This window comes from Leptolyngbya sp. PL-A3 (genome assembly GCF_039962325.1).
Classification (GTDB): domain Bacteria; phylum Cyanobacteriota; class Cyanobacteriia; order Elainellales; family Elainellaceae; genus Vacuolonema.
The window spans coordinates 26,994-53,146 of sequence record NZ_JAMPLB010000014.1; the positions used below are offsets into that span (position 1 = coordinate 26,994).

Consider the following 26,153-nt stretch of genomic DNA (forward strand, 5'->3'; position numbering starts at 1 on the left):
AGCTGAGAGTTCGTGCCCGAAGGGCACCAACTCTCAGCTTTGAAACCCATACTGAGAATTGCTGCTTTTTAGCCGAGGGTCAAGATTATCAGGTTGTGGGGTGTATTGCGATTAGCATGGTGCCCACGCTTTACACAGACCAAAGCCAGCTCAGAAGAAATAAACCACCCAGGAACGCTTCTGCCACAACACCCCCGATATTTTTAACTGTAATACTGCGATCGAACAGACTCGACAACAGACGTACCAGGGCCGCTCCTAATGATGCAATTCCTAAAACTGTAAACGCATCTGTTGACTGCAACCATAAACAGGTAGCTCCCAACCCCAGGAAAAAACTTCCTAACGTTGATCGAATTTCAGAAATCCCCACCGGAGCAATGGGTTGAATACCCACAAAAGCAGCCATGGTTTTGGGAAAGAACAAGGCGGCTCCCCCTAACACCATGAGAAGGGCTGCTGCAACGTTAGGTGCAAGTTGAATCAAAGTTTCCACACGCAAAATCTTGAAGCAATATCTCCATTTGTAACTACCGATGTTAAAGTCGGTACTGTCTGCCGATAGAATTTCCTAATTTCCTCCTCGGGCAACTGTCGCAAGAGGAGTTAGCGCTGATAGACAACCACGTTAGCGGCTTGAGCCCGTTGCGATCGCTCATCCTCAGCGGCCATCAGGTTACTAATACGAGGTCCTTGGCAACTCTAGCCCATTTAACGGTTCTGGGTTTAGCAGAAAACCCATAGGCGATCGCACTTGTCCACTTCGCGACCTCAGTGCGCGTTATTTCGAATAAGATATTTCCATATTGCTTCACTCCTGCTCTATGATCGCACGCTACTTTCAACAATTTCGCCAACTTCTAATCAATAGGCGCTTTCAAGTCGCGCTCATTTGGGGTGTTGCAATTCTTATTTTCTGCTTTAGCCCTTTGCGATTTCTATTGAATCGTGAAACGCTCATTCCTTATCTACAAAGATTGGGTATTTGGAGTCCTCTTCTCTTTATTGGAATCTATGCTGTTTGTATGGTAATTGGCTTCCCGACTGTTATTTTTACAATTGCAGGAGGAGTGGTGTTTGGGCTCCTTTGGGGGACTGTTTATTCCATAGCCGGGGCTACCTTAGGAGCAATGGGAGCATTGTGGCTGACGCGTTATCTTTTTCGTGATTGGGTGGAGCATCGGTTTGGCCATAACCCAACCTTACAGAAATTCCAGCGCGGCATTGCAGAGCAGTCGCTGTTGTTTGTTCTCTCGATGCGGTTGATTCCTGTCACTCCCTTTAATGTTGAAAATTACTTATTTGGGCTTACCTTAGTGGATTGGCGGTCTTACCTGCTAGGAACCATCGTCGGCATCATTCCAGGTACCATTGCTTACACATGGGTTGGTGTGACGGGAGCTCAGGCTTTGGAAGGAGGTAGTGCCCTTTCCTTCTTTCTGGCAGTCGGTCTTCTGCTGTTTATCTCTGTGTCCCCAATATTGATTTCCCACTGGCATCGCCGTAGAACAGTAAAACGCTAAGATTTGCTTTAAAGGTTGTTTTTTCGTACGCAAAGCGCACGAAAAAACAACCTTTAAAGTGCCCAGGTTATACCAAATCTGCTTGAAAAAGCATGAGAATACTACTTTCGCTTGCAGGTTATGGTTGCCAAACTTGCAGAGTGTGCCCGTTTGTCAATAAGAACTGACCGTTGGGACTGAAGTTAAATGTCGTTGCATACTGCACCTGGTTGATGCTCTGTCCAGAAGCTACATCCCATAAGGTAAGACCCGGCAACGTCAGCGGTTCTCGCGTAACGGGATGAGCGAAGGGTAGCAGAGCACTAGCCGCTAGGGTACGGCCATCTGCCGTGAAGGACAAATAGCTGGGGCTTTCAGTCTGCCCTCCTATGGTTCCGGCTGCCCCATTAAGAGTATGCAGGAGCTGGTAGTTTTGCATGTTCCACAGCCGGATAGAATAGTCAGTGCTGCTGCTAGCCAGAGTTTGACTATCCGGGCTGAAGGCCAAGCCATTGACCGTCGTCCCATGGCCTTGAAGGGTAATCAGGCGAGCACCTGTGCTGGCATTCCACACTTTTACGCTGTTGTCGGTGTCACTCGTTGCCAGAAACCGTCCGTCTGGACTAAAAGCAATCGGTATCCCATAGGGCTGAGGTACCGTTCCCTCTACAAATGTGCGAATAAGTTGACCGGTGGAAAGATTGCGCAGTTGCAGTTCGTTTCGGTTGGTGGCGATCGCCAACCGCGTCCCATCCGGGCTGATTTTCACCGTGTGTACTACTCCATCTCCCTCACCCAGTGTCATGGTGCGGCTGAGCTGTCCCGTTTGCAAATTCCAAACTTTAATGGTTTGGTCTGAGCTGGCACTCACCAATTGAGTGCCGTCAGCGCTAATGGCGATCGTCCGCACGGCATAGCGATGCCCCGTCAAGGTGCGCTCTAGCTGCCCTGTGGCCGTCGACCAGATGCGTACTGTTCCATCAGCCATCCCTGCTACAATTCGCTCGCTATTGGGGGTGAAGGCGATCGCATTGGCGACATCACCAACCATCTGACCTTGCTCTGTGGGTGGTTCCTGGGCTTGCCCTCTATAGGCATAGGACTCCATAGCCTGCCCCCGTACAAGGGTAATAATGCGACTTCCCCGTTGAGCGTTCCACAGAACCAGGGTGCTATTGTTGGCGGCCCCTCCACAGGCCCGCTCGTAACTGTAGCTGCTCACGGCGAGAATCTGACTGTTGGGGCTGATGGCTTGAGCCACGGTCTGTAACGGGCATCGGTTGGAAGGGTACAGAGAATTGAGGTCGATTTGAAACCGCAGCTCGGGGCTACTCCAGGTTTGGGTGCCTGGTTGCGTGGGAGTTTCTAATGCGACTTTGACGCGATCATAGAGGATAGGGATGTAGCGATAGAAGCGATCGCCCTGCAAGTCCATGGCATCAACCATGCAACTGCCACAGCTTTGCTGATTGAGCATCTCTTGAATCTGGCTCCAGGGAACCCCTGCCCAGGGAAAGTGACCCATAGGCGCATTCAAGGAGTTAGAAAGTTCCGGCTCAGTAAACCAGTCGGGGGATACAAAATTGTTGCTATCGGGAGCTGGCCGTAGCCACCCTACCCGTCGCCCAAACGCCCGTACTGCAGCAGCTCTATCATTGGGATACTGCGTCGAGACTTCCTGCCAAATACGTTGCTGTACACTAAATCCGAATCGCCCATTGCTGGCCTCTAACCACAACTGATCCAGCGTTTGCAACGCATCGACTGGGATATTGCTGACTAGGGGAGTGCTCATGGGAGCATTTCCCTGAGCCCACCGCTCCAGTAGTCGGCGGGTTTCTTGATCAGCTGCCTGCCAGTTTTGAGTATTCAAATGGCGACGCAAAGAGGCATAGGCATCGTTCTGAGCTACCAGGGGAACATCCACGGGCACTGGGGGCACAACCGAAGAACGTGTGGTTGCAGCAGGAACGGCGCCTGCTACCAACGTCATTGACATCAGCAAAAGTCCAGCAAGTGGCGAAACCAAACCAAGAATTTTCATAGGTGGATGATACAGGGGAGACGATTTCCTACGCCTTGCCATAGAATTGTGCAGACGTAAGAAAGGCAGGATGCGTGTTGGAAGAATGAGGCTGAATTCGGCCTCTAAGCTCAAAACCATCCTTTACAGGCTATGTTTATTTTGAACCCCCTGTTTTTCCCTGGCTGAGCAGTTACAGAAAATGATACGCAAATTTGCTTTAGATTGAAAACGCTCAAAAACCCAAAGGAAAGAGGTCCCAAGTGCCCCTTTCCTCTGGGTTTTTGAACATACCTGTGATCTACTGAATCTGTCATTCTTTCTGTGGGAGGTATGATTTAGTACCACTTTCCACAAAAATCCGGGTTTTATTTAGCTGCATTTCTAACGGCTTAATGGAGAATCATCTACCAGGGCAGCACCTCACCGTTACTGTGCCAAAAAGTACCTGTATTCTCCAGCGTCAACTCATGAATTCGTGCCAGCAGCCCTTGAACGGAGACTTCTGGTGGAATGCCGCCGGGGGTAAAATGGGTCATTCGAGTTTGAACTAGACCGGGATGGAGAATGGCGACAGCAATCCCTCGTTCTTTCAAATCATGTGCTAATGACTTACCCGCCATGGATAGTGCAACCTTAGACATACGATAGCCATAAGAACTTCCAGACGTATTATCACCAATCGACCCCATCCGGCTCGTCATTAGTACAACTTTGGACCCAGACGAGAGGTTGGGCAGCAGAGCATGGGTAACACGCAAAGCTCCAAGAGCATTCACCTCAAACTGTTCACGGATGCTATCAAAGTCAAGATTGTCTAGAGTCACGCGTTTGAGAATGCCTGCATTATTGATGAGGACATCGATCGCCGTATCCTGTAAGCGCGATCGCAAGTCCGCCACTGAAGCATCGGAGGTAATATCAATCCCTTCTTCAACCTGCACACCCAGTTGCTTCAGCTCCTGAGAGACTGCGCGGCAAACGGCAATGACTGTGTTGCCCTGGCCTTGAAGTTGGCGGCAGTATTCGTATCCAATTCCTCGATTTGCACCCGTAACTACATAAATTGCCATGGAACCCTCAACCCCGCTTGTGAAAGGATGTTTTTTCGTGTGCTTCATACACAAAAAATAACCCTCTTTCACGTTCCCTAGGGTCCTTCGCAGCCGCTACGCCCTCAATTGCTTTGTGAAATGCGTTGGTGTTGCCTCCAATCTGCATTATCAAAGGGCAAGCACGATTGGTTCAAGCTGATGAGCCAGGGGAAGGCATTCGCTTGTTAGGCGATCGCCACCTGCATTTACACAAGACCACACAACTTTCTTCTCAACGCTCTATTCGTCCATCAATACTCTGGACAGTTTTTCTGAAACTCTTGGTTTTGCGTGCGCTTCGCGCACGCAAAACCAAGAGTTTCAGAAAAACTGTTCGAACTAATGGTCCATAAAACGTTGATTCTTATACAAAAGCGGTTTCAGGCATCTTCTAAATGCTGGCTCAGCTTATGCTCCAGCTTGTCTTTAAACGCCTGACAGTTCTGGATATTCCAGCTCATTGCTTCCATATCCTTTCTCGATCGCTTAATTTCTGCTTCTAGTGCGCCTAAATGCTGCCTTGCCCATCGAGGTAGAGGCATTTTAAACGACAAAAAATATGTTCTCTCTTCATCAGCCTGAGCCAAAACTTTATCCTTGTAGTTCAGCAACAATTTCTGGTTTTCCAGAGTTTCACTGAACAGATAATTCAATTCAAGGATGGCGCGCTCGCATGCGATTAGCTGAGCTTGAAGCATTTCAACATCCATCAATCTAGCTACCTGATTATCTACACGTCATACTCACGTTTTAAGAAAAATATGATTCCAAGACAGGGTTCTATTGGAAGAGCTGAGGCGTGCGAAAAGTAGGAATTCTAAAGAATAAACATAAACCATAAGTTGTATCAGGCTTTACCGTGCTTCTAAAGTTCATATTATTTCCTTGGGGTGGTAAAATCTGTGGCTTGAATTTGCTTGAACTTTATTGCCATATCCATTTGTTGGAGCAAAAAGCGTGTATTTTTTGTATTGGGAGTAGCGATAGAACCACTACTCTCAATAGGAAATTACGGGTTGTTTTATTTGTGATCCTGAGTTGAACTATTAGCGAATGTGCACGATACTTTGCATCGTGCACATTCACTACATAAAGATAGGGTGGAAGTGCCGTTTAAGCTTCGGCAATAGGCTTAATTTCAGCCAGCTCAGGGTGATTCTGCGTAGGTTGGTGTAGGATAGCCCAAATAGCTTGAACTACGAACACCATTATTGCCAGAGCCCCAACTGTAAAGATGATATCGCCGGGAATGCGGAGCCAAACTGTCCATTCCATAAAACGAGAGTGAATCACTTCAGCACTGCGAGCATACCAGGTGCCATAGTTCACGGATTGAATCAGTTGGTAGAAACCGTTTGGAATCAACCCAAAGATCATCATGACGGCAAGACCACCATTAATATGCCAGAAGGCAAAATTCAACAATCGTTCATTCCAGGCTTTCTCGGGAGTGATTTCACGCAAGGCAAACAACATCAGCGCCAGGGCCAGAGAACCGTACACCCCAAACAGAGCAGAATGAGCGTGAATAGGAGTGGTGTTTAAGCCTTGTGAGTAGTAAAGCACGATCGGCGGATTAATCAGGAAGCCAAATACACCGGCACCAATCAAGTTCCAAATACAGGTAGCGATGAAGAAGCGCAATGGCATTCGGTAGAAACCTTGAGCATTCTTCGCCAACTTGGCAGACTTTGCGACTTCAAAACCGATCAGCGTCAGAGGCACAACTTCCAATGCGGAGGCTACCGAACCCATTGCTGTGATGAATACTGGAGTTCCAGCAAAGTACAGATGGTGTAAGGTGCCAATAATACCGCTGCCAAGGAACAGAATCGTGGTCAGATAGGTGGCTTTGAGAGCGGCAGAGCGTTTGAGAAAGCCGAGCTCGCTGCATAGGTAGGCGATCGCCACCGTTGCAAACACTTCAAAGAACCCTTCGACCCAGAGATGCACAACCCACCAGCGCCAGTATTCGGCAACACTCATTGGGGTGTGGTTAGAGTACATCAACCCGGCGGAGTAGAACAAGGGAATTGTAATCGCACTATAGAGGAAGAAGTGATTCAGGCCCGTCTTCGAACCCTCCTGCTTCAGAGCAGGCTTCAGAGCACGGTACATCAACCACAGCCAGAAGACCATGCCACCGATGAGGAGAACTTGCCAGAAGCGGCCCAATTCTACATACTCGTAACCCTGGTGCCCAAATAGGAAGCTGAGCTTCGTACCCAGAATGCCTTGAATAGCTGCCCAGGAACCAATGCAGGAACCTACCACCACAATTGTCAGCGTACCGAGTAGAACGGCATTTCCAATTGCCTGCCCCTTGGGTTCATGCTTCCCAAAGCGAGGGCCAAAGTAGAGGCCGGCAGCCAGCCAGCAAGTCGCAATCCAGAAAACTGCGAGTTGCAGGTGCCAGGTACGAGATGCGGCGTACGGGAGGAATTGATCCAACGGCACACCGTAGAAACCATCTCCCTCAACGGCATAATGGGCGGTTACCATACCCATGCCGATTTGCACCAGGAACAGAGCCATTGCAACGCCGAAGAATAGCGTGGTGACTTTTTGGCTAGCAGTGGCAAGGCGAACTGCAGGACGAGCAGTAACTTCTTGTACTTCGTCTGCATCTTCCGTTTTCAGGTTGACGAACAGGAAGATGCCGATCCCCGCAACGAGCAAAACCACTGATACGATCGACCAGATGACAAACTGACCGGGCGCTTCGTTCCCCACCAATGGATCGTGAGGAAAGTTTGCCGTGTAAGAAAAAGGCGCATTAAAGCGGTTCGCAGAAGCAGCCCAGGCTGTCCATGCAAAGAATGCACTGACATCCTGAATTTGCTCATTGCTCGTGAACCAACCGCTGGGGATAGAAAAGTCCCGAGAACCATGGGCCAGCAAGGTTTGGTAATCAGCGAATACTTTGGTTAAGGCCTGGGTCTGAGCGTTCGTTAGCGCCAAAACCTGAGTTTCAGGATCGTAGCGATTGGTTTTGAACTGCTCAGCAACGCGGGCTTCAAGGCTGGCGCGATCGCCCACTGGCAATGCTTCCAGATCTGCTTGGCTAAAATCGACGCTGCCGGTTTGTAATACACCCGCTGTAGCCAACCCCCATTTGTGGAGAAAGTCTGCTGACCAATCAGGGGCTAAATAGCTCCCATGTCCCCATACACTACCGATATGCTGTCCACCCCGCGCCAGATAAATTTCCTGGCCAGATTGGATGTTGGCTTGAGTCAGAATAACGTCTTGTTGTGGGGAAATAATGGTTGCTGGCACTGGAGGCGCATTTTTCCAAATGGCGGCTCCGGCTCCTAACAATACAGAGAACATAACAACACAAATCAACACGAGCCAAGCTGGTAAGCTCAGCCACCGTCTATGAGTTGGTGATTTGGGTGTTGTAATACTAATGGATGGACTCGTCATCGTGGCAGTCTCTCGCAAAGGCTTTAAAGAGAAGGGTTTAAACCGGGCTGAAGGACAGTGAAATGTCTTACGCCAGGAGAAATATCAATGAATTGGAAAAGGCTTCAGCAAAGGCCAACCCACTTGGGGTATTTGGATTTCTGTAAGCTTAGATACCGAATGTGAGGAAGTTGTGAGGAGGCTCAACTCCACTTCCAATGTTTTCACTATGGCAAGGCTTGTTTTTCCGTTCTATGAGCTACCTCATAAAGCGATCGCTTTTCTGGCCTGTCACAGACGTGCCCTACACAAAAACATAGGTGATGGATTTCCGCCTCAACGTACTAGGTCATGCACTCAGTGAAAATACGAGTGAAAAAAAGCAAGATTATAGTGACTCGGTGGAATGACATAGAATATTATTAATAGAATGTCACTATCATCGCTTTTGTGAACTTATAGTGATGATTGATAACACAAGTAAAGAATTGTCTTGTAACCACAGGAATTACAGCATTTCTAAAAAATAGAGAACAACAAAATTAAGTGCAAATCCGGAGAACTCCTTCAGGCTCATCGCTTATCCTCGGATACAGTGAGGCCGAAAAAGCTTCGAAACAACGCGGTGTTACGCATAAACAAGTTACTCCCTGAAATTAAGGAATACTCAAATGGCTGTTGAAAAGGTAAACTCCTCCTCAAGCTTGGCTGAAGTTGTTGACCGTATCCTTGACAAAGGTGTTGTGGTTGATGCTTGGGTTCGGGTTTCATTGGTAGGAATTGAGCTACTCGCTATCGAAGCTCGTATCGTTATTGCTTCGGTTGAAACCTACCTCAAGTATGCTGAGGCTGTAGGCTTGACCGCAACGGCCGCTGCTCCTGTTGCATAAGCACAGTAGAAGATGCTGTTTCGATGCTGAAAGCACTTGTAGGTTAATCCTCACGGCTGGCTATTAACTCATATTCAGTTTTATTGTGAAAGAGGACGTGGGGTTAACCCTACGTCCTCTTTCACAATAAAACTGAACAGCCTTAGGCTGACTAAGACTGCTCTATGTACGGTACTTAAATATAGAAGTTACTCAAAACGGATAATATCTCGCATATTAAACCAGTTATAGCGATGAATTCCGTAGGGTAAACCAAATAATAGAATGAGAAACAGAGTAGAGAAAATTATTCCTAGTGGCAAACCAACTACAAATGTTGCTCCTAAAAACGTCAGAAAAAAAGTAGATGGAATCATACCGAGTAGCGTAGCTGTAGCATAAATAGGCAGGGAGAGCCCGCTTATACCAGCTCCGTAGCTGATTAAATCAAATGATAAAACGGGTAGCAGACGGGTGATGAAAATAATCCATCCCAAATAAATTTCCCCTCGATTTTTTGAGAAATAGATTAGTTTTCCCGTTAGCGAATATACGACTGAACGTCCCAATGTGTATCCAATAAAGTAGGCTAGTAGGCCTCCTAAAAAACCGCCAATGACGCTATAAATCCCTGCCCGAACTGGCCCCCATACCATACCTGCAACAACTGCTAAAGGAGCACTGGGAATTGGGCTAATGACAACAGAAAGCATGAGGATGCTTATGTAAGCCAATACTCCTCGCCATCCCCAGCTTTGGATCGCTTGCTCTAGGCCTTTTGCAGAGAATAGATCGCGCTCTGGCTGTCTCCAAAACCAGGTATAAATCAGCAAGCACAACAGCAGAATAGCCAGGGCGATCGCATTTTGGCGGTTTAGAAATGGCTGCTTTTTGCGTTGCTTGCGTTTCATGGGAGCAAAGATGAAGTGGCGATCTCCTCTACGTTAACTTTATTCGTTAACCTTCAGGTAACCCCAGTTCGGTATCAGCTTTTTGTTGTGGAGAAGAACTTCCACAACAAAAAAAATGGGCTTTAAAGGTTTTCCTCTGTACTGAGAATCAGCATAAAACGAGGCTGAAAAGCTTGCGGCTACTCAGGCTAATTTTGGCTAGTATAGAGGCACTACCTTGTTACGTGAAATGTGGTAAAGATTAGTCCTCTCAGCCGGAGCAATCGTCAATAGAGAGAGTGCTTATGTTGTATCCATGGAATCGTCTGGAAGCAGGGTCTGCTTTAAAGATTGGTTTTTTGCTCGCAAAGTATACGGAAAAGGCATTCGAGATAACTCTCAGACACACCCTAGAGCTCCTTTGTCTCGTCCTATTTTCTAATCTATTTATCAGTGCTGTTGCTGCAAGCCCTCCACGGGTAACTACTCCCAGGCAATCGCCGTCGATAGATATTATCCTCGACCCAGAAGTTGATTCTGAAGATGTTATTCCAGAAACATGGCAGCGACAACGAGAAGAACGCTATCAAAACGAACAACAACGGCGGCAAGAACGCTATCAGCTTCAATTTGAGGATCGCCAAGAGGAACTTTGGGATCGGCAACGAGATAATTGGAATGACTACCAACAGGAACAGCGAGAACGTACTCAACAACGACTTGATGAATGGAATGAACAACGCCGAGAGCAGCTCAGGCGTTATTAACATGTTGGTAACAAAAGTTATGCAATTATGAAAGGGTTTCTTGATACATGAATCGTGTAGAAAATAACGTTTAACACAGACCCTGGAGTGTAGGTTTAGAAACCCTTTCCGTCCCTTGATCACAAATTTGATAACTGTATCTGCGATGCCACCATGGATGCTTCAACACAAAATCAAACCCCTACCCTTTCCCCTGCCCACAAGCCCAATGCTCAGGTCTGGTACCGCCCCGTGTTCTCCCATGATCACGGTGTCTACATTATGCTGCTCGTGTCATTTTTGACGGGAGCCGCTGCCGCTCAGCAATGGAGTTGGGTGACGACCTTGGCTCTCATTTGTGCCTTCTGCGGTTTTCAGGCTGAGCATCCATGGGCTTTACAAATTAAACAACGTCGCAGTCTTAAACCCCGCTTTCTATTTTGGGGTAGCTTGTATTCGAGTGTCGCAGGGGCGATCGCTCTCTACCTCTACTGGCTTCAAGGCGCATGGTCTCCGTTGCTATGGATTTACTTGGGGGCGATCGCTGCGTTTTTGATTGATGTGGTTTCAGTCTTCTTTCGTGAGCAAAAATCTGCTCTCAATGAGTTGATTACGTTTGCGGCTGTGTGCTTATGTGCTCCGCTCGCTTATACAGTTACAACAGGAAGCTTTACCATCTCTGTGCTTGGCTTATGGATTTTGAATACACTTTTCTTTTCTAGTGCGATCTTTACGGTTAAGTTTCGCAAAGACAAATCCCATTCTGTAATGCCGAGCTTGGTTTATCATGCGATCGCAACACTGGCTGTTACAGGATTGTGGTCTATAGGCTGGCTATCACCTATCACTGCGTTGTCTTTTGGTGTAGTTTTGCTCAAGTACGGTATTATTTTTTTCAAGCGTGATTGGTACTGTACAACAAACATTAAATATGTCGCGATGTTAGAGACGGGCTCTGCCCTGTTGTTTTTAGCGGTCGCTACCCTTTCTCTTCTTCCTGCGTATCGATGAATTTTTAATATGTAATTTAATCTCCCCCTTGAAGACCCACAATGTGTAGCGGCATGGTGCTGCTGCTACACATTGTGGGTCTCAGAAGGCTAGCGGTGAATGAGCTCACAGTCCCGAAGGTATTGAGCGATCGCCCGATCTAAATCCGGGAGCAAGATACCGCGTTCACTGCTGAGAACGCTATAGGTAGGACGGGGAGCTGCGAAGCCAAGATTCTTAATCGAGCAGGGTTGGATCGTAGAGGCATCTACTCCAGCTAACTGAGCCGTCAAACGGGCTAAATCGGCCCAGGCGATCGCCCCCGGATTGGCTAGATGCCACAATCCACATTCCCCATCAATCAGTAAATCCAGAGTGGCATGAACCAGGTCGGGCACGTAGGTGGGAGAAACAATAGCGTCTTCCGCAGCTACAAAGGGTTGTCCGGCCTGCAGAGTGCGGAGAGCGATGGTCAGGAAGTTGTACTCATCCCAGGGGCCAAAAAATGCACTGGTACGAATAACGAGAGAACAAGGATGATGGTGTAAAACCCATTGTTCAGCTTGTGCTTTGCTATGGCCGTAGACATTTAATGGCGATACCTCGTCGCTTTCTAGATAGGGTTGTTGATGATCCCCATCAAATACGAGATCAGACGAGAAATTAACGAGCCCAATATTGCGTTGAGCACAGGCATTGGCTAAGATTGCCGGTCCATCGGCATTGATGAGACGGCACAGGTGCGATTCGCGTTCCGCATCATCCACTCGCACATAACCTGCTGTGTTAATCACTGCCCAGGGCTGTAGCTCGTCTAAGACTTGCTCTACTCCGGCCGGGTCTGTAATGTCCATTTCCCGCCGGGTTAATAGGCGGTGAGGAATGCCTCGGATAGTACAGATACGGGCGAAGGCTTGTCCAAGGGTGCCGGTTGCCCCGGTGATGAGCAGAGGGGCAGGGGGGCAGGGAACCAGGGGAGCGGGGGGGCTTATCCCTGCTTCTTTGGAACTGGGGGAACAGGCGACGGGGGGGTAGAGAAGTCGTTCGGGGCGTTGCCACCATCCCGGGACTTCCAGAAGGGGATGATTGTATTCCTGCCCTGCGCCCAAGTGGCGTAGCATTGTGGCGATCGCCGTAGGACGAGGTTGCAGCGGTTGCGAACTGTTACGACAAGTTGGGCGCACATCAAAAACACCCGACTCATAAAAACCGTCAGCCCGGGTGACGAGGCTATTCCAGTCATAGGCTCCCAACAGTGACCAGGCTGTGACCGCTCGCACGTCTATCTTGTCCTGCCGTAAGGATTGGGCAGCTTCCCAGATCTCCTTAATCCAGCGTAACTGTTCCTCGCGGGTACATCCCAGGTGTACTTCTGTAATCGCGATGGGACGCTGATAACGCTCCCAAACATCCTTTAATAACGTGTAGGCTGGGCAGATGCCGTCGGTACAGACCCGCACCGCTTCAACATCGGCATACTGGTGTTTACCGTTGCCACCGTGAGTGTGGGGTGGGTAACGATCGAGCCGTTCGTCCAGGAAGCGATCGCTCGTGAGATAGCGATTAATGCCGAAAATATCAGGAGGGCAAGGATGGTCGAGAAACCAGGTCAGTTCGGATTCCTCAATACCAATGGAACGTAAATAAGGCCACAGGAAGTGGTTGTGGTCAAGGCGACCACAGAGTAAATCAAAGGAGAGCCATCGCCGTTCATTTTCAAACTCCGCCTGATAAGACAACAAGGGAGTGCTAAATACTTTGCCGAGGTCTTCAGTTTGAACCAGTTTTGCCCCCGGGTTAATCTGGCGAATGGCTTGCATGGCAAGCACGACACCACGGCACTGATTCAACAATGCTTTGATAAAGCTAACACCATCTTGATGATGGGGATACCAGTGCCCATACAACCCGCTAAACCGTGCAGTTGTTAACGGTTCATTAACGGGTGTATAGTACTCCACCCATGGGTAACGGGTAGCAACAGCCTGGGCAAACTGGGCTAATCCAGTTGCAAATGTAGGCTCCATCAGGCTCGTATGGAGAGGGCCACTACCGTGATGCACCAAACCAACAATGGGACGAATGCCAATGTCATCCAGATAAGTCAACCGCTCATCGGCCCATGACCAATCGGCCTGATCCAAACCATTAGGCGCAGTACGTTCCCAGAGAACAGGATATCGGATCGCCTGTATCCCAAGCACGGCAAACCGATCGAGGTCTTCGAGGCGAATGTAATGTCCGTTGCGTTCGAGTTGATCTAGATAGCGATCGCCCACGCGATTCACCGTACACTCAATTCCACCCCATAATTCCAATTCTGGTGAAACTTGCTTTAAATTCATCACGTCCCCAGCCGCTCCAAACTGACAATTTTCAGGTTTTTGATTTAACACTGGAAGAATTGACATTGCACGGTGTCGGGCATGCAATGCCAAATTTTAAGTGCCGAGTACCTGATACTTATCGGTGTTATTTATAGGGTCTTTAGCCCTACAAATAACGCTTAGCAATTGGTATTATTTGTGGGGTCAAAGGCCCCACAAATAATGCTTAGCAAACTCTATGCTGATGCAAGGGATTTACCAAAGAGAGTTAGACAGAACCATTGGACGATTTGCTGCCTGTACCGTTGAGGGACCGTTCGGCCTTTCCGTTTTGCTGGAACTCGCCGGTTGCACTGACCGCAGGAGTTTTCCCAGTCTGTTGCAACTCACCCGTGGTACTGACTACACCATGTTTGGGGCTTTGTTCGAACTCACCTGTAGCACTGACTGGCTTCCTAACCCGTAGGGTTTCAGTTTCGGGGTGCCAACTTGGGCGCTCAGACAGTTGGGCATAGAGTGCCAACGCCTGTGCAACCACCTGGTCCATGTTGTAGTACTTGTATGTGGCGAGCCGTCCAACGAAGTGAACGTTAGGGGTCGCATCTGCTAATGCTTTATACCGCTTATATAGATCGGCATTTTCAGGACGCGGCACCGGGTAGTAGGGATCACCTTCTGCCTTGGGATACTCATACACGATGCTGGTCTTGGGGTGTTCCTGTCCGGTCAGGTACTTGAACTCCGTGACACGGGTATAAAGATGCTCGTTGGGATAATTAACTACTGCCTGAGGTTGGTGTACGGTCTCGTTCAGCGTCTCGTGCTTGAAGGCGAGAGAACGGTAAGGTAACTTACCATAGCAGTAGTCAAAGAAGCCATCTACGGGGCCAGTGTAGATCATCTCGCGGTAGGGAATGAAGTCTTGAATCTCCCGGTAGTCGGTGTTGAGCATCACTTTAATATTGGGATGCGTCAACATGTTCTCGAACATACGCGTATAACCGTGGAGAGGCATCGCCTGATAGGTATCAGTGAAGTAGCGATCGTCTCGATTGGTACGCGTGGGAACACGTGCTGTAACCGATTTATCCAACTCGGATGGATCAATGTCCCATTGCTTGCGAGTGTAGTTGCGGAAGAACTTTTCATAAAGCTCTCGCCCAACTTTGCTGACAACAACATCTTCCGAGGTGCGGATGTAGTCCTTAGGCTCAGCTACGGAAGCGAAAAATTCGGTTAACTGGAAGGAAGTTAAGTTCAATCCATACAGCTTGTTGATGGTGTCCAGATTAATGGGGATAGGCACCAATTGGCCGTCAACACTGGCGAGAACGCGGTGTTCATAGCGCCGCCAGTCTGTGAAGTTAGACAGGTACTCAAATACATCCCGTGAGTTGGTATGGAAGATGTGAGGACCATATTTATGTACTAGAATACCATCGTCATTGTAATGATCGTAGGCATTACCGGCGATGTGATTGCGGGTATCCACAATCAGGATCTTTTTGTTACTTTGGGTGGCTAGTCGTTCCGCCAAAACGCTTCCAGCGAATCCGGCACCAACAATTAAATAGTCGAACATGGGTTTATTCCACCGTATGAGTAATGAAGTGACCGTGTTTGAAAAGCTCTGGAAGGAGTCACATTTTTGGGCCCTGTGTCCACAAAAGTTTGCTTTTCAAACTTCTCTAAATCACCGTTTGTTCGCATTGGCTGTGCTCCCAATGGTCGTTTTGACCTCACTGGAAGTTGGCTTGGCCGATGCCGGTGCTTGCCTTACTGGAGTGCTGTTAGGAGCGTTGCAGGTCTTGAGGGCGATCGCCCGCTCAATTAATTCATTCATTGCCTGCCAGGTTAAATCCCAGGATGTTTGCGCCAGGAATGTATCGACTCGGTCCAACCAGTCAGGAGTTGTCTGAGTTTGCTCCAGCGCAGCGGCGATCGCTGCGACAAACTCTGGTGCCGTATCGGCAATGTGTACCAGAGATTGTTGCCCATAAGGGCGCACCACATCCCGAATAGAGGTCGAAACAACGGGTTTTCCGGCAGCCAAGTATTCGGGTGTTTTGGTAGGACTGATGAAGCGAGTTGATTCATTGCGGGCGAAAGGCAGCAATGCCACATCCCATCCTGCTAAGTATTTCGGTAATTCCTGATAAGATTTGCCTCCCAAATAATGAATGTTGGAATGTTTGGGCAACGTTTCGGGATCAATTTTCACGACAGGACCAATGATCACGAAATGCCAATCGGGTCTGGCCTGGGCAATGCTGTCTAATAACGCCAGATCCATCCGTTCGTCAATGACGCCGTAGAATCCCATGCGGGGATGAGGAATAGCGGCCTGATCCGCTGGATCTTCAATTCCTTCTCTTGCCTGAGCAAAGTGTGTGGCATCAATGCTGCTGGGGAAAGCATGAACACTGGGGTGTTGGTGCTGCTTGGCTTCGTATAGACTATGCCCGCCTGTAAATACGAGATCTGCCAGCTTAAAGAGATGAGCTTCCCGTTCTTGCAATGCTGGAGGCGCCCCCTTGAAGGCAGACAGCTCATCCATACAGTCATACACAACTGCAGATGCTTGCAGATGGCGAGTGAATCCCACTGCCATAGGTGTGTAGTACCAGAGAATAGGCGCATGAATATGAGCGGCTGCGAATAGATCGTCTAGCAGCCGCCGCTGGAGAGTTATGTGTTGCTCTTCATCCAAGCCCTCTGGCAGGTATGGAACAACAATGCGAACATTGCCCTCGCGCTTGCTAACGTCCAGCCATGCGGAACCATCAGGGCTGGCCATGGGTTCTTCTATGATGAAAACTCTACGGCTTTGAGCGCAGCGACTCAATAAGTGTTGAGGGCGCTGATAAACAAAATCCCAGCGCAAATGTGAAAAACAGACTAGATCAGAAACTTCAGGAGAAGTGGCTTCTAAAACTGTGTTTTCAGATAAGCGCAGATTTGGAAATAAAGAATTTTGTTCTCGGTTAAGTTGATTCTCTAAAGATTGCTTTACTGACCCATTACCTCCATTTAGAGAACCGCTCAAGCCATAATGTGTTGACATACTTTACCTCCAACTTATGGATTTAATGAGTCAAAGTCACCCAGGAATGAAATTGACAGCATAGATAAATGGCGAGAGTTTAAGGTAGAAATTCTGCAAACCTTCGCAATTAATATCCGCAATGCAGAGATCAATATGCAGAAAATTACAAACCCGCCTCTTCACTTCCTACTTAAGCCTTCGAAAGAGCGAGTGCCGCGTAATTAAAGAATAGTGGTTTTTATTCTATTGAAAATACTTCTTCAGGTAGAAGTTCGGCTAACCGTTTTGAGTATAAATGTTATCAGTCATAATGTGTTTAATCTGATTCACGAATTTTTTAATACTTGATTTTTAACTCTTTTCTTGCTGCTGCATCAGTAATTTAATGAAAACTCGTAAGCCTTGAAATGAGGGAGCTTTAAGGTATAAAAACAATTATCAATTAGATAAGAAATTGATAGAGGCTTTTTGAAAATAAGGGATAGAAATTGGGCCTTTTATACGGTATATCCGATTTCATTATTCCTCTTTGTTCCGTATAATCTGGGAGGCGGTTGGTATATATTTCATTTCTCTTTTGTAGAGTATACGGAAATATTTCCATCGAAGTTTTTAGGAAATAGAACCTCCAAGTATGATTACAAAAACCTTTTTAAGCAGAGGGTAAAACGGTGGTTGATCAACCCATGGTTTTGGTGACTGGGGGCGCAGGGTACATTGGCTCCCATGCAGTTTTGGCATTGCAACAGACGGGATATGACGTGCTTGTGCTGGATAATTTGTCTAACGGGCACCGGGAATTGGTTGAGCAAGGATTAAATGTGAAACTGATTGTGGGCGACATTAGCGATCGCTCCCTACTCGATCAACTCTTCAGCACTTATCCAATTACAGCAGTGATGCATTTTGCAGCATTCATCGCGGTGGGTGAATCTGTTGCACATCCCGGTAAGTATTATCGGAATAACGTAGCGGGGACGCTAACGTTATTAGAGGCGATGGTTGCGGCTTCCATTAAACATCTAGTTTTTTCTTCGACTTGTGCCCTGTATGGGGCTCCCAAATTTGTACCCATCACTGAAGATCATCCCCAAGCACCTATGAGCCCGTACGCCACCAGCAAACAAATGGTGGAACAGATGCTTGCTGATTTTGATACAGCATACGGGCTCAAGTCTGTGCGTTTTCGTTATTTCAATGCGGCTGGAGCTGATCCCGGCGGTTTATTGGGCGAAGATCATGAGCCTGAAACTCATTTGATCCCCCTGGTGTTGTTGGCCGCTTTGGGTAAGCTTGAAAGCATTTCAATATTAGGAACGGATTATCCTACCGATGACGGAACTTGCGTTCGTGACTATATCCATGTGTCGGATCTGGCGCAGGCTCATGTGTTGGGATTGAAGTATTTGCAATCTGGCGGCAATAGTGATGTGTTCAACTTGGGTAATGGCAATGGCTTTTCTGTGCGAGAGGTCATTGAAGTTGCCCGAAAAGTGACTCAGCGAGAGATTAAGGTCGTTGAGCGCGATCGCCGTGCTGGAGACCCACCCATTTTGGTGGGCAGTAGCGACAAGGCACGAAATGTTCTAGGTTGGCAACCCCAATATGCCGATCTCAATCAAATTCTCACCCATGCCTGGGACTGGCACCAAAAACGACACGGGCAAGGCTAAAGCGAAAATGGGAGGTGTCAGCTTTGCTTACACCTCTCATTAAAGGTTGCCTGAAACTGGCCCCAGAGATGCTACGGGCAAGCTTAAAGCAAAAATAGGGGATGTGAGCTTTGCTCACATCCCCTATTTAAAGCTTCCACCGTACCGTTACTACGATGGATGCTTCTTCAGCTAACCAGGTGTGAGAAACACTCGGCAGCCAGAGTACGTAGTCTCCCTGGGATGCGAGCAGGACTTCACCATCGGGAAATTCAAGTCGGAACCGACCGCTGATCAAAATGGACAGGGTAGCTGTTTCGGATGGCCCTGCCCAATCAGCGCGGCGATCGCCTTTCCCATGCACTCCCCACTTCACTTCCACTGCAGAAGTTGAACGGGGATCATCGGGTGGGGTGATAAATTCCCCAACAAACCAGCCTCGTCGCTGGTCAGCTTCAAGCTGTGCATTACCCGTAATGACGTCAGATAGCATTGGCTAAACCCCAGTTAGTTTGAAACCTTGAGCTTTCCTACAAAGAAAACTCAAGGTTTCAAACTAACTAGTTTTTTGGAAGACGTACTGCCATTAGTACTGGAAGTTTACGTAGGTTTCGGTTGCCTTATCCGGCAACTGTTTGATCGTCTGGCAGCGAAGTAGTTGCTGAAGTTCAGGCGATAACCCATTGTAATAGCCTTCTTCCAAAAGCAAATCTACCTTATGGGTGTGGAGCCAGTGCATGACATAGCCCATCACGATCATTGGGCGGGGATCAGGAGTTGTATTGGGAGTGCCCCGGTGTAGAGCCAGGGGCGATCGAATCATTACATCACCGGGCTGCAAGTAAAACTGCTCCATGGGGATTTCGCCTGCCTGCACTTTAACCAATCCCTCTTCGCGGGACATGACATGGGTACCCCGTGCCATCTCGAAGGGGCCGTTTTCAGAGGTCACTTCAACCAGAGGGAAGTTCACGGCCAGCGCATAGAGGGGCGTGACAATCTGATCGCTGAACAGGGGACGAAAATCACGATGGATTTCCTGGTACTCCGATCCCTGCATGGGGATGTCGGCAGCCAGTTGAACGAGTTTGTATTCCTGATAGAAGACGCGATCGATCACACCCAGAATAGCGGGGTTGGCAAAGACTGCAGGATTCGCAAAGGGAGCAACCCAGGGTAATGTCAAATAACACCGGGCTGTTCCCCGAGGCGCGAGGCCACCGGGCCGCTGTTGACGCTCATGGAATAATTCATCAAACGCCGCTTTCCACTCTGCAATTAAGCTGCGATCGAGTGCTCCACGAAGGATGCAGATACCATCACGATTCAAGTCTTCTGCAAGTTGATCTAAATCTGTTGAATTAAAAGTCGCTGTATTGATGCTCTGAACCATTTTGCTGTCCGTTCCGCTTGGGGGTTAGGGCTAATCGCGCTTCCGCAAAGCAAAATGTAGCCCTCTATAGAACCTATTCTCCCCATTGATAGAGGCGGAATGAATACGGTAACGCTGTTTCTTCAAAAAACTCAATTTCTTTAATCGAAGTACTGAAAACGCTGTGCGCATTGATTAAGGACGATGGTGTGGGGCACGAAGTGCCCCACACCATCGTTGCTGTACCTAACGCACTTGCATATTGCTATATGAGTTAATCAACGAGAATATGTCCGTTGAATCCAGCATTGTTGTAGTGGTTGAGCACGGTTTGGGCGATCGCCTTTCCTTCTCCCTCCGCAACCAACGCTACACAGGCGCCTCCAAATCCAGCCCCCGTTAAGCGAGCTCCAAAGACATTGGAGGTATTTTGTAGAATATCAACGAGTTGATCGAGGGCAGGTACTGATACTTCGTAGTCATCCCGCAAGCTGGCGTGAGAGGCATTCATGAGCTCGCCAAAGACCTTCGGCGGAACTCCGTCTAAGGCTTTGAGCACCCGGTTATTTTCAGTGATGACATGGCGAGCCCGCTTACGGATAGGCTCTGGCAAATGCTCCACCTTCTGCGGGTCGCTGACATCGCGTAGCGCTTTGACGCCTAACTGACGGGCTGCTTCTTCACACTCCGAGCGTCGCTGGTTGTAGCCACTGGTGGCGAGCGATCGCGCGACTCCACTGTCGATTACCACAATTTCAGCTCCCGCAGGGAAGGGCAGAATCTTGCGCTCGAGGGTGCGGGTATCCAGGAACAGCATGTGCTCAGTATCAGCAAGACTGGAGGCCATCTGGTCAAGGATGCCGCAACTGACCCCTGCGTACTGAATCTCAGCTTGCTGTCCGAGTTGTGCGATTTTTACATCGTCAATGTCGAGATTGAGAAGCGATCGCAAGCCCCGCAACATCGCCACTTCTAGCGCGGCACTACTCGACAAACCTGAGCCAATAGGCACCGAGGATGTCACAAACACATTCAAGGGAGGAACCGGATAGCCAGATTCCTCTACCATGCGAATACAGCCGTATACATAACTGGCAAAGCCCTCAGCTGCGGCGTCAGTCGGGTTCAAATCAATCATTTCTTCTAATTCAGCAGAGTAGAAGTGGTGGCGATCGTTTGGACTGGGGCCAATGGCAACGGTTGTATGTTGAGGGATGGCTGTTGGCAGCACAAACCCATCGTTGTAGTCGGTGTGTTCGCCCAACAAATTCACTCGCCCGGGCGCACTGGTTTCAATTTTGGGGGCGTCATTAAAAATTTGAACAAAATCCATAATTAGCGCTCCAACGGGACAGCGCGGAGCCGCCCTTCAACTTCAGCGTGGGGAAACTTGGGGTCAAAGCTCAGGTTTTCCAACGTATTATTCGAGGTCAACAAGAAAGTATCTTCAATCTTGGCTCCCGGAATGCTGGGGTTCCAGGCAACGGCCATATTAGCAGCGAGCTGACTGGTCGTTTCTGGGTTTGCCACGACATCGCGTGCTCCATAGCTCGCCGTCCCTCCCTGATGGTGTTCGCGAATGGCGTTGGGATAACCGTGCTGCTTATAGGCTGTGGCGAGAACGTTGTAAACCGCATTCAGCGGTGTTCCAATTTGGGAATTATTGAGAGCTTCTGCTTCAATTTCAGCAATGGTGCGATGTAATTGTTGATCTTGCTGCGTGAAACCCTCGAAGAAAACAAAGCGGGTCAGGCTAATCACCAACCCATGTCCTCGCGCACAAAAAACCAGCATAGCCTGCCGTCCCAGGGTTTCTCCACTGGGTAAGGGGTGCCGATGGATGGGGAGGCGGCGATCGCCTGCCGCCAATGTCAGCGCTGGATGCAGCCCTCTGGCCCACATCGCTTCTGCCCCTGCTCCGGCAAGCTGATACTCTGTCCAGTTTGGTTCTGCCCGCATCAGCACTTCTGTCATGGCTTCACTGGCAAGCCGTCCCACCTGACGATACCGCTCCACTTCGCTGGGCAGCATAACCCATCGGTGCTGAGTCAGGGATTGGGGAAGTGAGGATTCGTTGGCTGCGGCTGGTTTATCGCTCAGAATCTTGCCGTTATTCGTCGCCTCCTGAACGAAGGATTCGCGATCAGAACTTTTGGCCCAGGGATTGACGGAGAGCTTATAGGAGGAACCTTCGGGAAGCTCCTCATCCTTAAGCCGTTCGGCTTCAATGGTATCTGTGAGTATCCAGGCATCTGTTGGTGTTACCAGAACTTCAGCCACACCCGTTTCGGCGGCCAACAGTACAGTATTGGAACCGCCAGCCGTCGCCCAGGCAAACCAATCCGTTCCCCGTAGTCGAATACCTGCGGCCTCTGTTTCATGCAGCACACCCCGCATGAATTCTAGTTTGGTAGATACTTCCTCTAACCGATTCATGGTATTCCTTAGCCTATTCGTTAAGGATTCAGAAATTCATTCCAATTTCGTTCTGGATCAAGCTACAAACGCAGGCAATTCTTTAGGAAACAGCAGAGTCCAATGCCGGTTATACAGGAACCGATGCATCCAGCTCAACTGCTACAGCCTGCAATTCCTTTGCTTTTTCCTCAGGCAAGGCATCGTTCGCAAACATGCCTGCTGCCAGCTCGGTTCCGGCTAGATATTTGAGTCGGTCAGCAGTGCGGTAGGGGGGGTAGAACTCGGCGTGGAGATGCCAGTCAGGGCGTGCTTCTCCATTGACAGGGGCCTGGAACCAGGCCATCAAATAAGGAAATGGCCGGTTCCACAACCCGTCATACTTGAGCGTGACGGTTTTGAGGGCCCGGGCCAATCCTGCTCGCTGTTCGGCCGTTAAATCCGAGAACGTTGCCGTAGGTTGAATGGGGGCAACCCACACTTCGTAGGGGTAGCGCGCACAAACCGGAACAAAGGCGATCGCCCACTCATCCCGATACACGATACGCTGATTGTCTTGAATTTCGCTTTGAATCAGATCTTGCAGCAAACCCCGTTGATGCTGCTGATAATACTCGCGTTGATTCACATCCATTTTGGCCGGAACGGGCGGCACAAAGGGATAGGCATAAATTTGCCCATGGGGGTGGTGCAGAGTTACCCCGACTTCAACGCCTTTATTTTCGAACGGTAGGACGTATTGAATTTGAGAATGTTGGCTGATGGCACGGGTGCGATCGCCCCACACCTGGAACAACAACTCTACATGGTCGAGCGGTAACGAACTCAAAGAAGCCTGCGGGTCTTGGGTAAATACCACGACCTCACAGGCTCCGTTTGCTGGCAATGTATCCACAATAGCGTGGGGGGCATCCGCCGCTGACGGAATCAGCGACGGAAAACGATTGTCAAACACCGCGATGTCATACTTGCCCTGGGGCAGTTCTGTAGGGAACTGTGGATCCCGAGTAGGAGCCAGGGGGTTGTATTCCGGGGGCGGCATGAATGTCCGCCCCTGGCGATGACTGGCATAGGCGACCCACTCAGCTCGCAACGGATGCCAGCGTAAGTGAGGGTTAGCGCGAACAGGCTCATCACTGGGACTAGGAGCGATTATCCCCTCCGCAATGGGGAACCGGCTGTACAGTGTGAGAGTTCGTCCATCTGGCTTTAATAGCGTCTGAGAGTGCATCTTCCATTTGGGACCAGGCCACCTTGGCTGATTCTAGAAGCATAGACTGGTCTACATCGATATTCCCCCTGCCGAAAGTAGCAGATGCAATGGCCTCAATTGGGAACTTGGGCGTGCGATCGACATAAAGCAATCCGTTTGCTTCCTGGAAGGTATCCGTCAACTGTGTATAGCAGAAACCGCTAAACAGCTCAATCTTGTTGACGGCTTGCAACAACGCCGCATACTGGCTTTGAAATTCCAGCGCATTATCTGAACGGGCATAACCCCAGGTTTGACACTCCTCTTCAGGCCGTGTGCAGGCAATGCCACCAAACTCGGTCAGCATAATGGGTTGGCCCTGATGGGGATACCCGTCAAGAGTCAGCACTCGCCCACCGGGACGCTGGCGATCGAACAGATCGGTCAGCTTCACCTCAGGCCCATAGCGCTTCGCCAAACCGTGTGGCTTGGTGTCGTAGTCGTGGATGGCGAGAATGTCCGTTGTTGTACTTTCCCAGCCGTCATTACCGATGACAGGTCGGGTCGGATCGAGCGTCTTGGTCAGGTGATAGAGAGCCTGAACCCAGTGCCGGTGGGCTGGAGTTGCCGTCAAATCAGGTACACCCCAGGACTCGTTGAAAGGTACCCAAACTACAACACAGGGGTGGCTGGCATCTCGCTCAATGACCTCAGTCCATTCCTTAGTCAGACGCTCGACAGACTTTGGTGTAAAGCGATAGGCGCTGGGCATTTCTTCCCACACCATTAGACCCAGTACATCAGCCCAGTATAGATAGCGGGGGTCTTCAATTTTCTGGTGTTTCCGTACCCCATTGAAGCCCATTTGCTTCGTTAACTCGACATCTCGGCGGAGAGCTTCATCAGATGGGGCCGTCATCAAAGTGTCTTCCCAGTAGCCCTGGTCTAGCACCAGTCGCAGATAGTAGGGCTGGCCGTTGAGCATAAAGCGATCGCGCTCAATGCTGACCGTCCGCATGGCCGTATAGGATGACACCTCATCCACCAACTGCCCCTGGCACCAGAGTTGAATCTGTGCATCAATCAACGTTGGTTTCTCAGGTCGCCACAGCAACTCGTTCCGGTAATCATCGATACCGGGGTCTGAGAGGGCAATGCGGCGATGAATTTCGCCATTTAATACTTCATAAGTGTCGTTAACCAGCAATTGACAGCCGACTGTCAACCGCACCTTTAATTGCATTTCTTTTTGCAATTTTCCGGCAACGAACCCTTCGAAGCCAATTTCCCAGCGCTCAAAGTGGGGCGTCCACTTCAGACGTTGGATGTAGGTTTCGGGTACTTCTTCTAACCAAACCGTTTGCCAGATACCACTGGTGCGGGGATACCAAATGCTATGGGGTTCCCGCTGCCAGTCTTGTTTGCCACGGGGTTTCGCCAGATCGTGTGGGTCATCTTCGGCCCATACTGTAACGGTTTGAGGCCCTTCTGGACGCAGAGCGGAGGTGATGTCCATAGAGAAGGGAGTATGCCCACCTTCGTGGTCGATCATGAATTGACCGTTTACCCACACGCGCGCCCGGTAATCAACAGCTCCGAAGTGGAGCAAAACGCGCTTATTTTTGTCGTCTACGTCAAACTCTCGCTCATACCAACAGTTGGTGTGGAATCCTGTATCGTGAATCCCACTGCGGATAGATTCGGGCGCAAACGGAACTTGTATATAGTTGTCCCAATTGACGACATCACTGGGACGCATATACTCTCCCTCATCATCGTAGGTGAACTTCCACGTACCGTTTAAGGAGGTCCACTGGCTACGACGTAACTGGGGGCGGGGATATGCTGAGTCGGCTTGCAATTTGGCTGCGGTTACCAAATCGCAGGACTGAATTTCTAAACTTTTTCCAAATGATTTCATGGGAACCTGGAGTCAAATTGCATCTTTCTAAGAGTGCCCTATTACGCGTCCCTGCGTAACTCTATTTTCGCAGTTGTTTAAAGCTACGGTCCATATTTAATGGGTCTAACCTCAACATATAGCCCCTATAAATAACTCAAAGATGGATTGTGCCAAGCATAAGGCACAGCGCACAATCCATATATAGATTTTATGATTATTCAATTGAATTGAAATCAGTTTCTATTGAATCCCAATTTTATGAATATTGTTGTGCTTGCCTTGACGGGGACAGCAGGTAAAGGGCAGCTTGTAGTACCATCCCTCAGTGACTATCTGAATAGTAAAGAAGGTGAGTATACCTCTCCAGCCTCAGCATCAAATGAGGGGATGAAATCTCTTTCTTTGCTATTCCTTTGTATCCGGAGGGATCGTTAATCTCTCCTGGTATAGCTGCAATTGCCGACCTGCATATAATTACTCAAATAAGCTTGATATATAGGAGTTCTCTGTTACCCTAAATCGGGCTTATTTAATTGGGTTTAATGTTAGTCCAAAACCTATAAACTGTCCTTATAAAACAGTTGAATACAGGCGTTCTGAGAATGGAAATAGAGATAGGTATTAATACCAGGTTTTTGAGGCCATTTGTGGGTAAAGAGCTGAAACCTTTGTAGTAAGCGTGATGGCGGAGTATCCTTGCTGCAAAGGTTTCAGCATATTGTGA

The 26,153-nt window shown here is 49.0% G+C and carries 19 protein-coding genes and 1 pseudogene; 5 read left to right on the forward strand and 15 right to left on the reverse strand.

Annotated elements, in window-relative coordinates:
• Window positions 1-130: 130 nt before the first annotated feature.
• Window positions 131-496 (reverse strand): DUF4345 family protein, encoded by a 366-nt coding sequence (locus NDI52_RS12830; RefSeq protein WP_190789190.1) that lies wholly within the window; start codon window positions 494-496, stop codon window positions 131-133.
• A gap of 529 nt (window positions 497-1,025) precedes the next feature.
• Here NDI52_RS12830 and NDI52_RS12835 point away from each other — a divergent pair.
• A complete protein-coding gene (locus NDI52_RS12835; RefSeq protein ID WP_199307632.1) occupies window positions 1,026-1,523 on the forward strand; it encodes a TVP38/TMEM64 family protein in 498 nt (165 codons plus the stop codon).
• Window positions 1,524-1,641: 118 nt separating this feature from the next.
• Here NDI52_RS12835 and NDI52_RS12840 read toward each other — a convergent pair whose 3' ends face one another.
• The 4 genes from NDI52_RS12840 to NDI52_RS12855 form a co-directional block, all read right to left on the reverse strand.
• Window positions 1,642-3,546, reverse strand: a complete 1,905-nt coding sequence (locus NDI52_RS12840; RefSeq protein ID WP_190775822.1) for a GUN4 domain-containing protein — start codon at window positions 3,544-3,546, stop codon at window positions 1,642-1,644.
• Window positions 3,547-3,932: 386 nt separating this feature from the next.
• Window positions 3,933-4,598 carry an SDR family oxidoreductase gene (locus NDI52_RS12845; protein WP_190775821.1) on the reverse strand — a complete coding sequence of 222 codons (666 nt, stop codon included), beginning with the start codon at window positions 4,596-4,598 and terminating at the stop codon, window positions 3,933-3,935.
• Window positions 4,599-4,999: 401 nt separating this feature from the next.
• Window positions 5,000-5,329, reverse strand: coding sequence for a hypothetical protein (locus tag NDI52_RS12850; protein ID WP_190775820.1), 330 nt, complete (start codon window positions 5,327-5,329; stop codon window positions 5,000-5,002).
• A 403-nt stretch (window positions 5,330-5,732) separates the two neighbouring features.
• Window positions 5,733-8,048 (reverse strand): nitric-oxide reductase large subunit, encoded by a 2,316-nt coding sequence (locus NDI52_RS12855; protein WP_190775819.1) that lies wholly within the window; start codon window positions 8,046-8,048, stop codon window positions 5,733-5,735.
• A gap of 650 nt (window positions 8,049-8,698) precedes the next feature.
• On the opposite strand from NDI52_RS12855, the gene gvpA reads away from it, so the two are divergent.
• Complete coding sequence (gvpA, locus tag NDI52_RS12860) at window positions 8,699-8,917, forward strand: gas vesicle structural protein GvpA (protein ID WP_190775818.1); 219 nt, start codon at window positions 8,699-8,701, stop codon at window positions 8,915-8,917.
• 188 nt (window positions 8,918-9,105) lie between these two features.
• On the opposite strand, the gene NDI52_RS12865 is transcribed toward gvpA, so the two are convergent.
• Window positions 9,106-9,807: a TVP38/TMEM64 family protein gene (locus NDI52_RS12865; protein ID WP_190775817.1), complete on the reverse strand. Its 702-nt coding sequence runs from the start codon at window positions 9,805-9,807 to the stop codon at window positions 9,106-9,108.
• Between the two features lie 284 nt (window positions 9,808-10,091).
• On the opposite strand from NDI52_RS12865, the gene NDI52_RS12870 reads away from it, so the two are divergent.
• Together NDI52_RS12870 and NDI52_RS12875 are read left to right on the forward strand one after the other, a co-directional pair.
• Complete coding sequence (locus NDI52_RS12870) at window positions 10,092-10,553, forward strand: hypothetical protein (RefSeq protein WP_190775816.1); 462 nt, start codon at window positions 10,092-10,094, stop codon at window positions 10,551-10,553.
• Between the two features lie 153 nt (window positions 10,554-10,706).
• Window positions 10,707-11,543, forward strand: coding sequence for a YwiC-like family protein (locus NDI52_RS12875; RefSeq protein WP_190775815.1), 837 nt, complete (start codon window positions 10,707-10,709; stop codon window positions 11,541-11,543).
• Between the two features lie 89 nt (window positions 11,544-11,632).
• Here NDI52_RS12875 and NDI52_RS12880 read toward each other — a convergent pair whose 3' ends face one another.
• The 3 genes and pseudogenes from NDI52_RS12880 to NDI52_RS12890 form a co-directional block, all read right to left on the reverse strand.
• Window positions 11,633-13,867 carry a family 1 glycosylhydrolase gene (locus NDI52_RS12880; protein ID WP_190775826.1) on the reverse strand — a complete coding sequence of 745 codons (2,235 nt, stop codon included), beginning with the start codon at window positions 13,865-13,867 and terminating at the stop codon, window positions 11,633-11,635.
• Between the two features lie 250 nt (window positions 13,868-14,117).
• Entirely contained in the window at window positions 14,118-15,431 is a 1,314-nt protein-coding gene (gene glf, locus NDI52_RS12885) for a UDP-galactopyranose mutase (RefSeq protein WP_242035630.1), read from the reverse strand.
• Between the two features lie 225 nt (window positions 15,432-15,656).
• Window positions 15,657-16,913 (reverse strand): annotated as a pseudogene (locus tag NDI52_RS12890) (glycosyltransferase family 1 protein); the annotation flags it as partial.
• A 668-nt stretch (window positions 16,914-17,581) separates the two neighbouring features.
• On the opposite strand from NDI52_RS12890, the gene galE reads away from it, so the two are divergent.
• Complete coding sequence (gene galE, locus NDI52_RS12895) at window positions 17,582-18,568, forward strand: UDP-glucose 4-epimerase GalE (protein WP_190775825.1); 987 nt, start codon at window positions 17,582-17,584, stop codon at window positions 18,566-18,568.
• A 127-nt stretch (window positions 18,569-18,695) separates the two neighbouring features.
• On the opposite strand, the gene NDI52_RS12900 is transcribed toward galE, so the two are convergent.
• The 6 genes from NDI52_RS12900 to NDI52_RS12925 all read right to left on the reverse strand — a co-directional run bounded on the left by NDI52_RS12900 (window position 18,696) and on the right by NDI52_RS12925 (window position 25,447).
• Window positions 18,696-19,040 (reverse strand): signal peptidase I, encoded by a 345-nt coding sequence (locus NDI52_RS12900; protein WP_190775813.1) that lies wholly within the window; start codon window positions 19,038-19,040, stop codon window positions 18,696-18,698.
• A gap of 93 nt (window positions 19,041-19,133) precedes the next feature.
• The gene (locus NDI52_RS12905) at window positions 19,134-19,940 is read right to left on the reverse strand and encodes a phytanoyl-CoA dioxygenase family protein (RefSeq protein WP_190775812.1); all 807 of its coding nucleotides are present in this window, start codon (window positions 19,938-19,940) and stop codon (window positions 19,134-19,136) included.
• 253 nt (window positions 19,941-20,193) lie between these two features.
• Window positions 20,194-21,252: a galactokinase gene (gene galK / locus NDI52_RS12910; protein ID WP_348256435.1), complete on the reverse strand. Its 1,059-nt coding sequence runs from the start codon at window positions 21,250-21,252 to the stop codon at window positions 20,194-20,196.
• A 2-nt stretch (window positions 21,253-21,254) separates the two neighbouring features.
• Complete coding sequence (locus NDI52_RS12915; RefSeq protein WP_190775810.1) at window positions 21,255-22,355, reverse strand: M24 family metallopeptidase; 1,101 nt, start codon at window positions 22,353-22,355, stop codon at window positions 21,255-21,257.
• A gap of 109 nt (window positions 22,356-22,464) precedes the next feature.
• Entirely contained in the window at window positions 22,465-23,565 is a 1,101-nt protein-coding gene (gene galT / locus NDI52_RS12920) for a galactose-1-phosphate uridylyltransferase (protein ID WP_190775809.1), read from the reverse strand.
• On the reverse strand, window positions 23,477-25,447 hold the full coding sequence (locus NDI52_RS12925; protein ID WP_190775808.1) for a glycoside hydrolase family 2 TIM barrel-domain containing protein: 1,971 nt from the start codon (window positions 25,445-25,447) through the stop codon (window positions 23,477-23,479). Before NDI52_RS12925 ends, galT begins: the two co-directional genes overlap by 89 nt.
• Window positions 25,448-26,153: the final 706 nt, after the last annotated feature.

What these genes read in the sequence shown, in the direction of transcription:
- NDI52_RS12835 (WP_199307632.1), top strand. Translation starts at nt 1,026, where the DNA reads ATGGTAATTGGCTTCCCGACTGTTATTTTTACAATTGCAGGAGGAGTG.
- NDI52_RS12840 (WP_190775822.1), bottom strand. Translation starts at nt 3,546, where the DNA reads ATGAAAATTCTTGGTTTGGTTTCGCCACTTGCTGGACTTTTGCTGATG.
- NDI52_RS12845 (WP_190775821.1), bottom strand. Translation starts at nt 4,598, where the DNA reads ATGGCAATTTATGTAGTTACGGGTGCAAATCGAGGAATTGGATACGAA.
- NDI52_RS12850 (WP_190775820.1), bottom strand. Translation starts at nt 5,329, where the DNA reads ATGGATGTTGAAATGCTTCAAGCTCAGCTAATCGCATGCGAGCGCGCC.
- NDI52_RS12855 (WP_190775819.1), bottom strand. Translation starts at nt 8,048, where the DNA reads ATGACGAGTCCATCCATTAGTATTACAACACCCAAATCACCAACTCAT.
- gvpA (WP_190775818.1), top strand. Translation starts at nt 8,699, where the DNA reads ATGGCTGTTGAAAAGGTAAACTCCTCCTCAAGCTTGGCTGAAGTTGTT.
- NDI52_RS12865 (WP_190775817.1), bottom strand. Translation starts at nt 9,807, where the DNA reads ATGAAACGCAAGCAACGCAAAAAGCAGCCATTTCTAAACCGCCAAAAT.
- NDI52_RS12870 (WP_190775816.1), top strand. Translation starts at nt 10,092, where the DNA reads ATGTTGTATCCATGGAATCGTCTGGAAGCAGGGTCTGCTTTAAAGATT.
- NDI52_RS12875 (WP_190775815.1), top strand. Translation starts at nt 10,707, where the DNA reads ATGGATGCTTCAACACAAAATCAAACCCCTACCCTTTCCCCTGCCCAC.
- NDI52_RS12880 (WP_190775826.1), bottom strand. Translation starts at nt 13,867, where the DNA reads ATGAATTTAAAGCAAGTTTCACCAGAATTGGAATTATGGGGTGGAATT.
- glf (WP_242035630.1), bottom strand. Translation starts at nt 15,431, where the DNA reads ATGTTCGACTATTTAATTGTTGGTGCCGGATTCGCTGGAAGCGTTTTG.
- galE (WP_190775825.1), top strand. Translation starts at nt 17,582, where the DNA reads ATGGTTTTGGTGACTGGGGGCGCAGGGTACATTGGCTCCCATGCAGTT.
- NDI52_RS12900 (WP_190775813.1), bottom strand. Translation starts at nt 19,040, where the DNA reads ATGCTATCTGACGTCATTACGGGTAATGCACAGCTTGAAGCTGACCAG.
- NDI52_RS12905 (WP_190775812.1), bottom strand. Translation starts at nt 19,940, where the DNA reads ATGGTTCAGAGCATCAATACAGCGACTTTTAATTCAACAGATTTAGAT.
- galK (WP_348256435.1), bottom strand. Translation starts at nt 21,252, where the DNA reads ATGGATTTTGTTCAAATTTTTAATGACGCCCCCAAAATTGAAACCAGT.
- NDI52_RS12915 (WP_190775810.1), bottom strand. Translation starts at nt 22,355, where the DNA reads ATGAATCGGTTAGAGGAAGTATCTACCAAACTAGAATTCATGCGGGGT.
- galT (WP_190775809.1), bottom strand. Translation starts at nt 23,565, where the DNA reads ATGCACTCTCAGACGCTATTAAAGCCAGATGGACGAACTCTCACACTG.
- NDI52_RS12925 (WP_190775808.1), bottom strand. Translation starts at nt 25,447, where the DNA reads ATGAAATCATTTGGAAAAAGTTTAGAAATTCAGTCCTGCGATTTGGTA.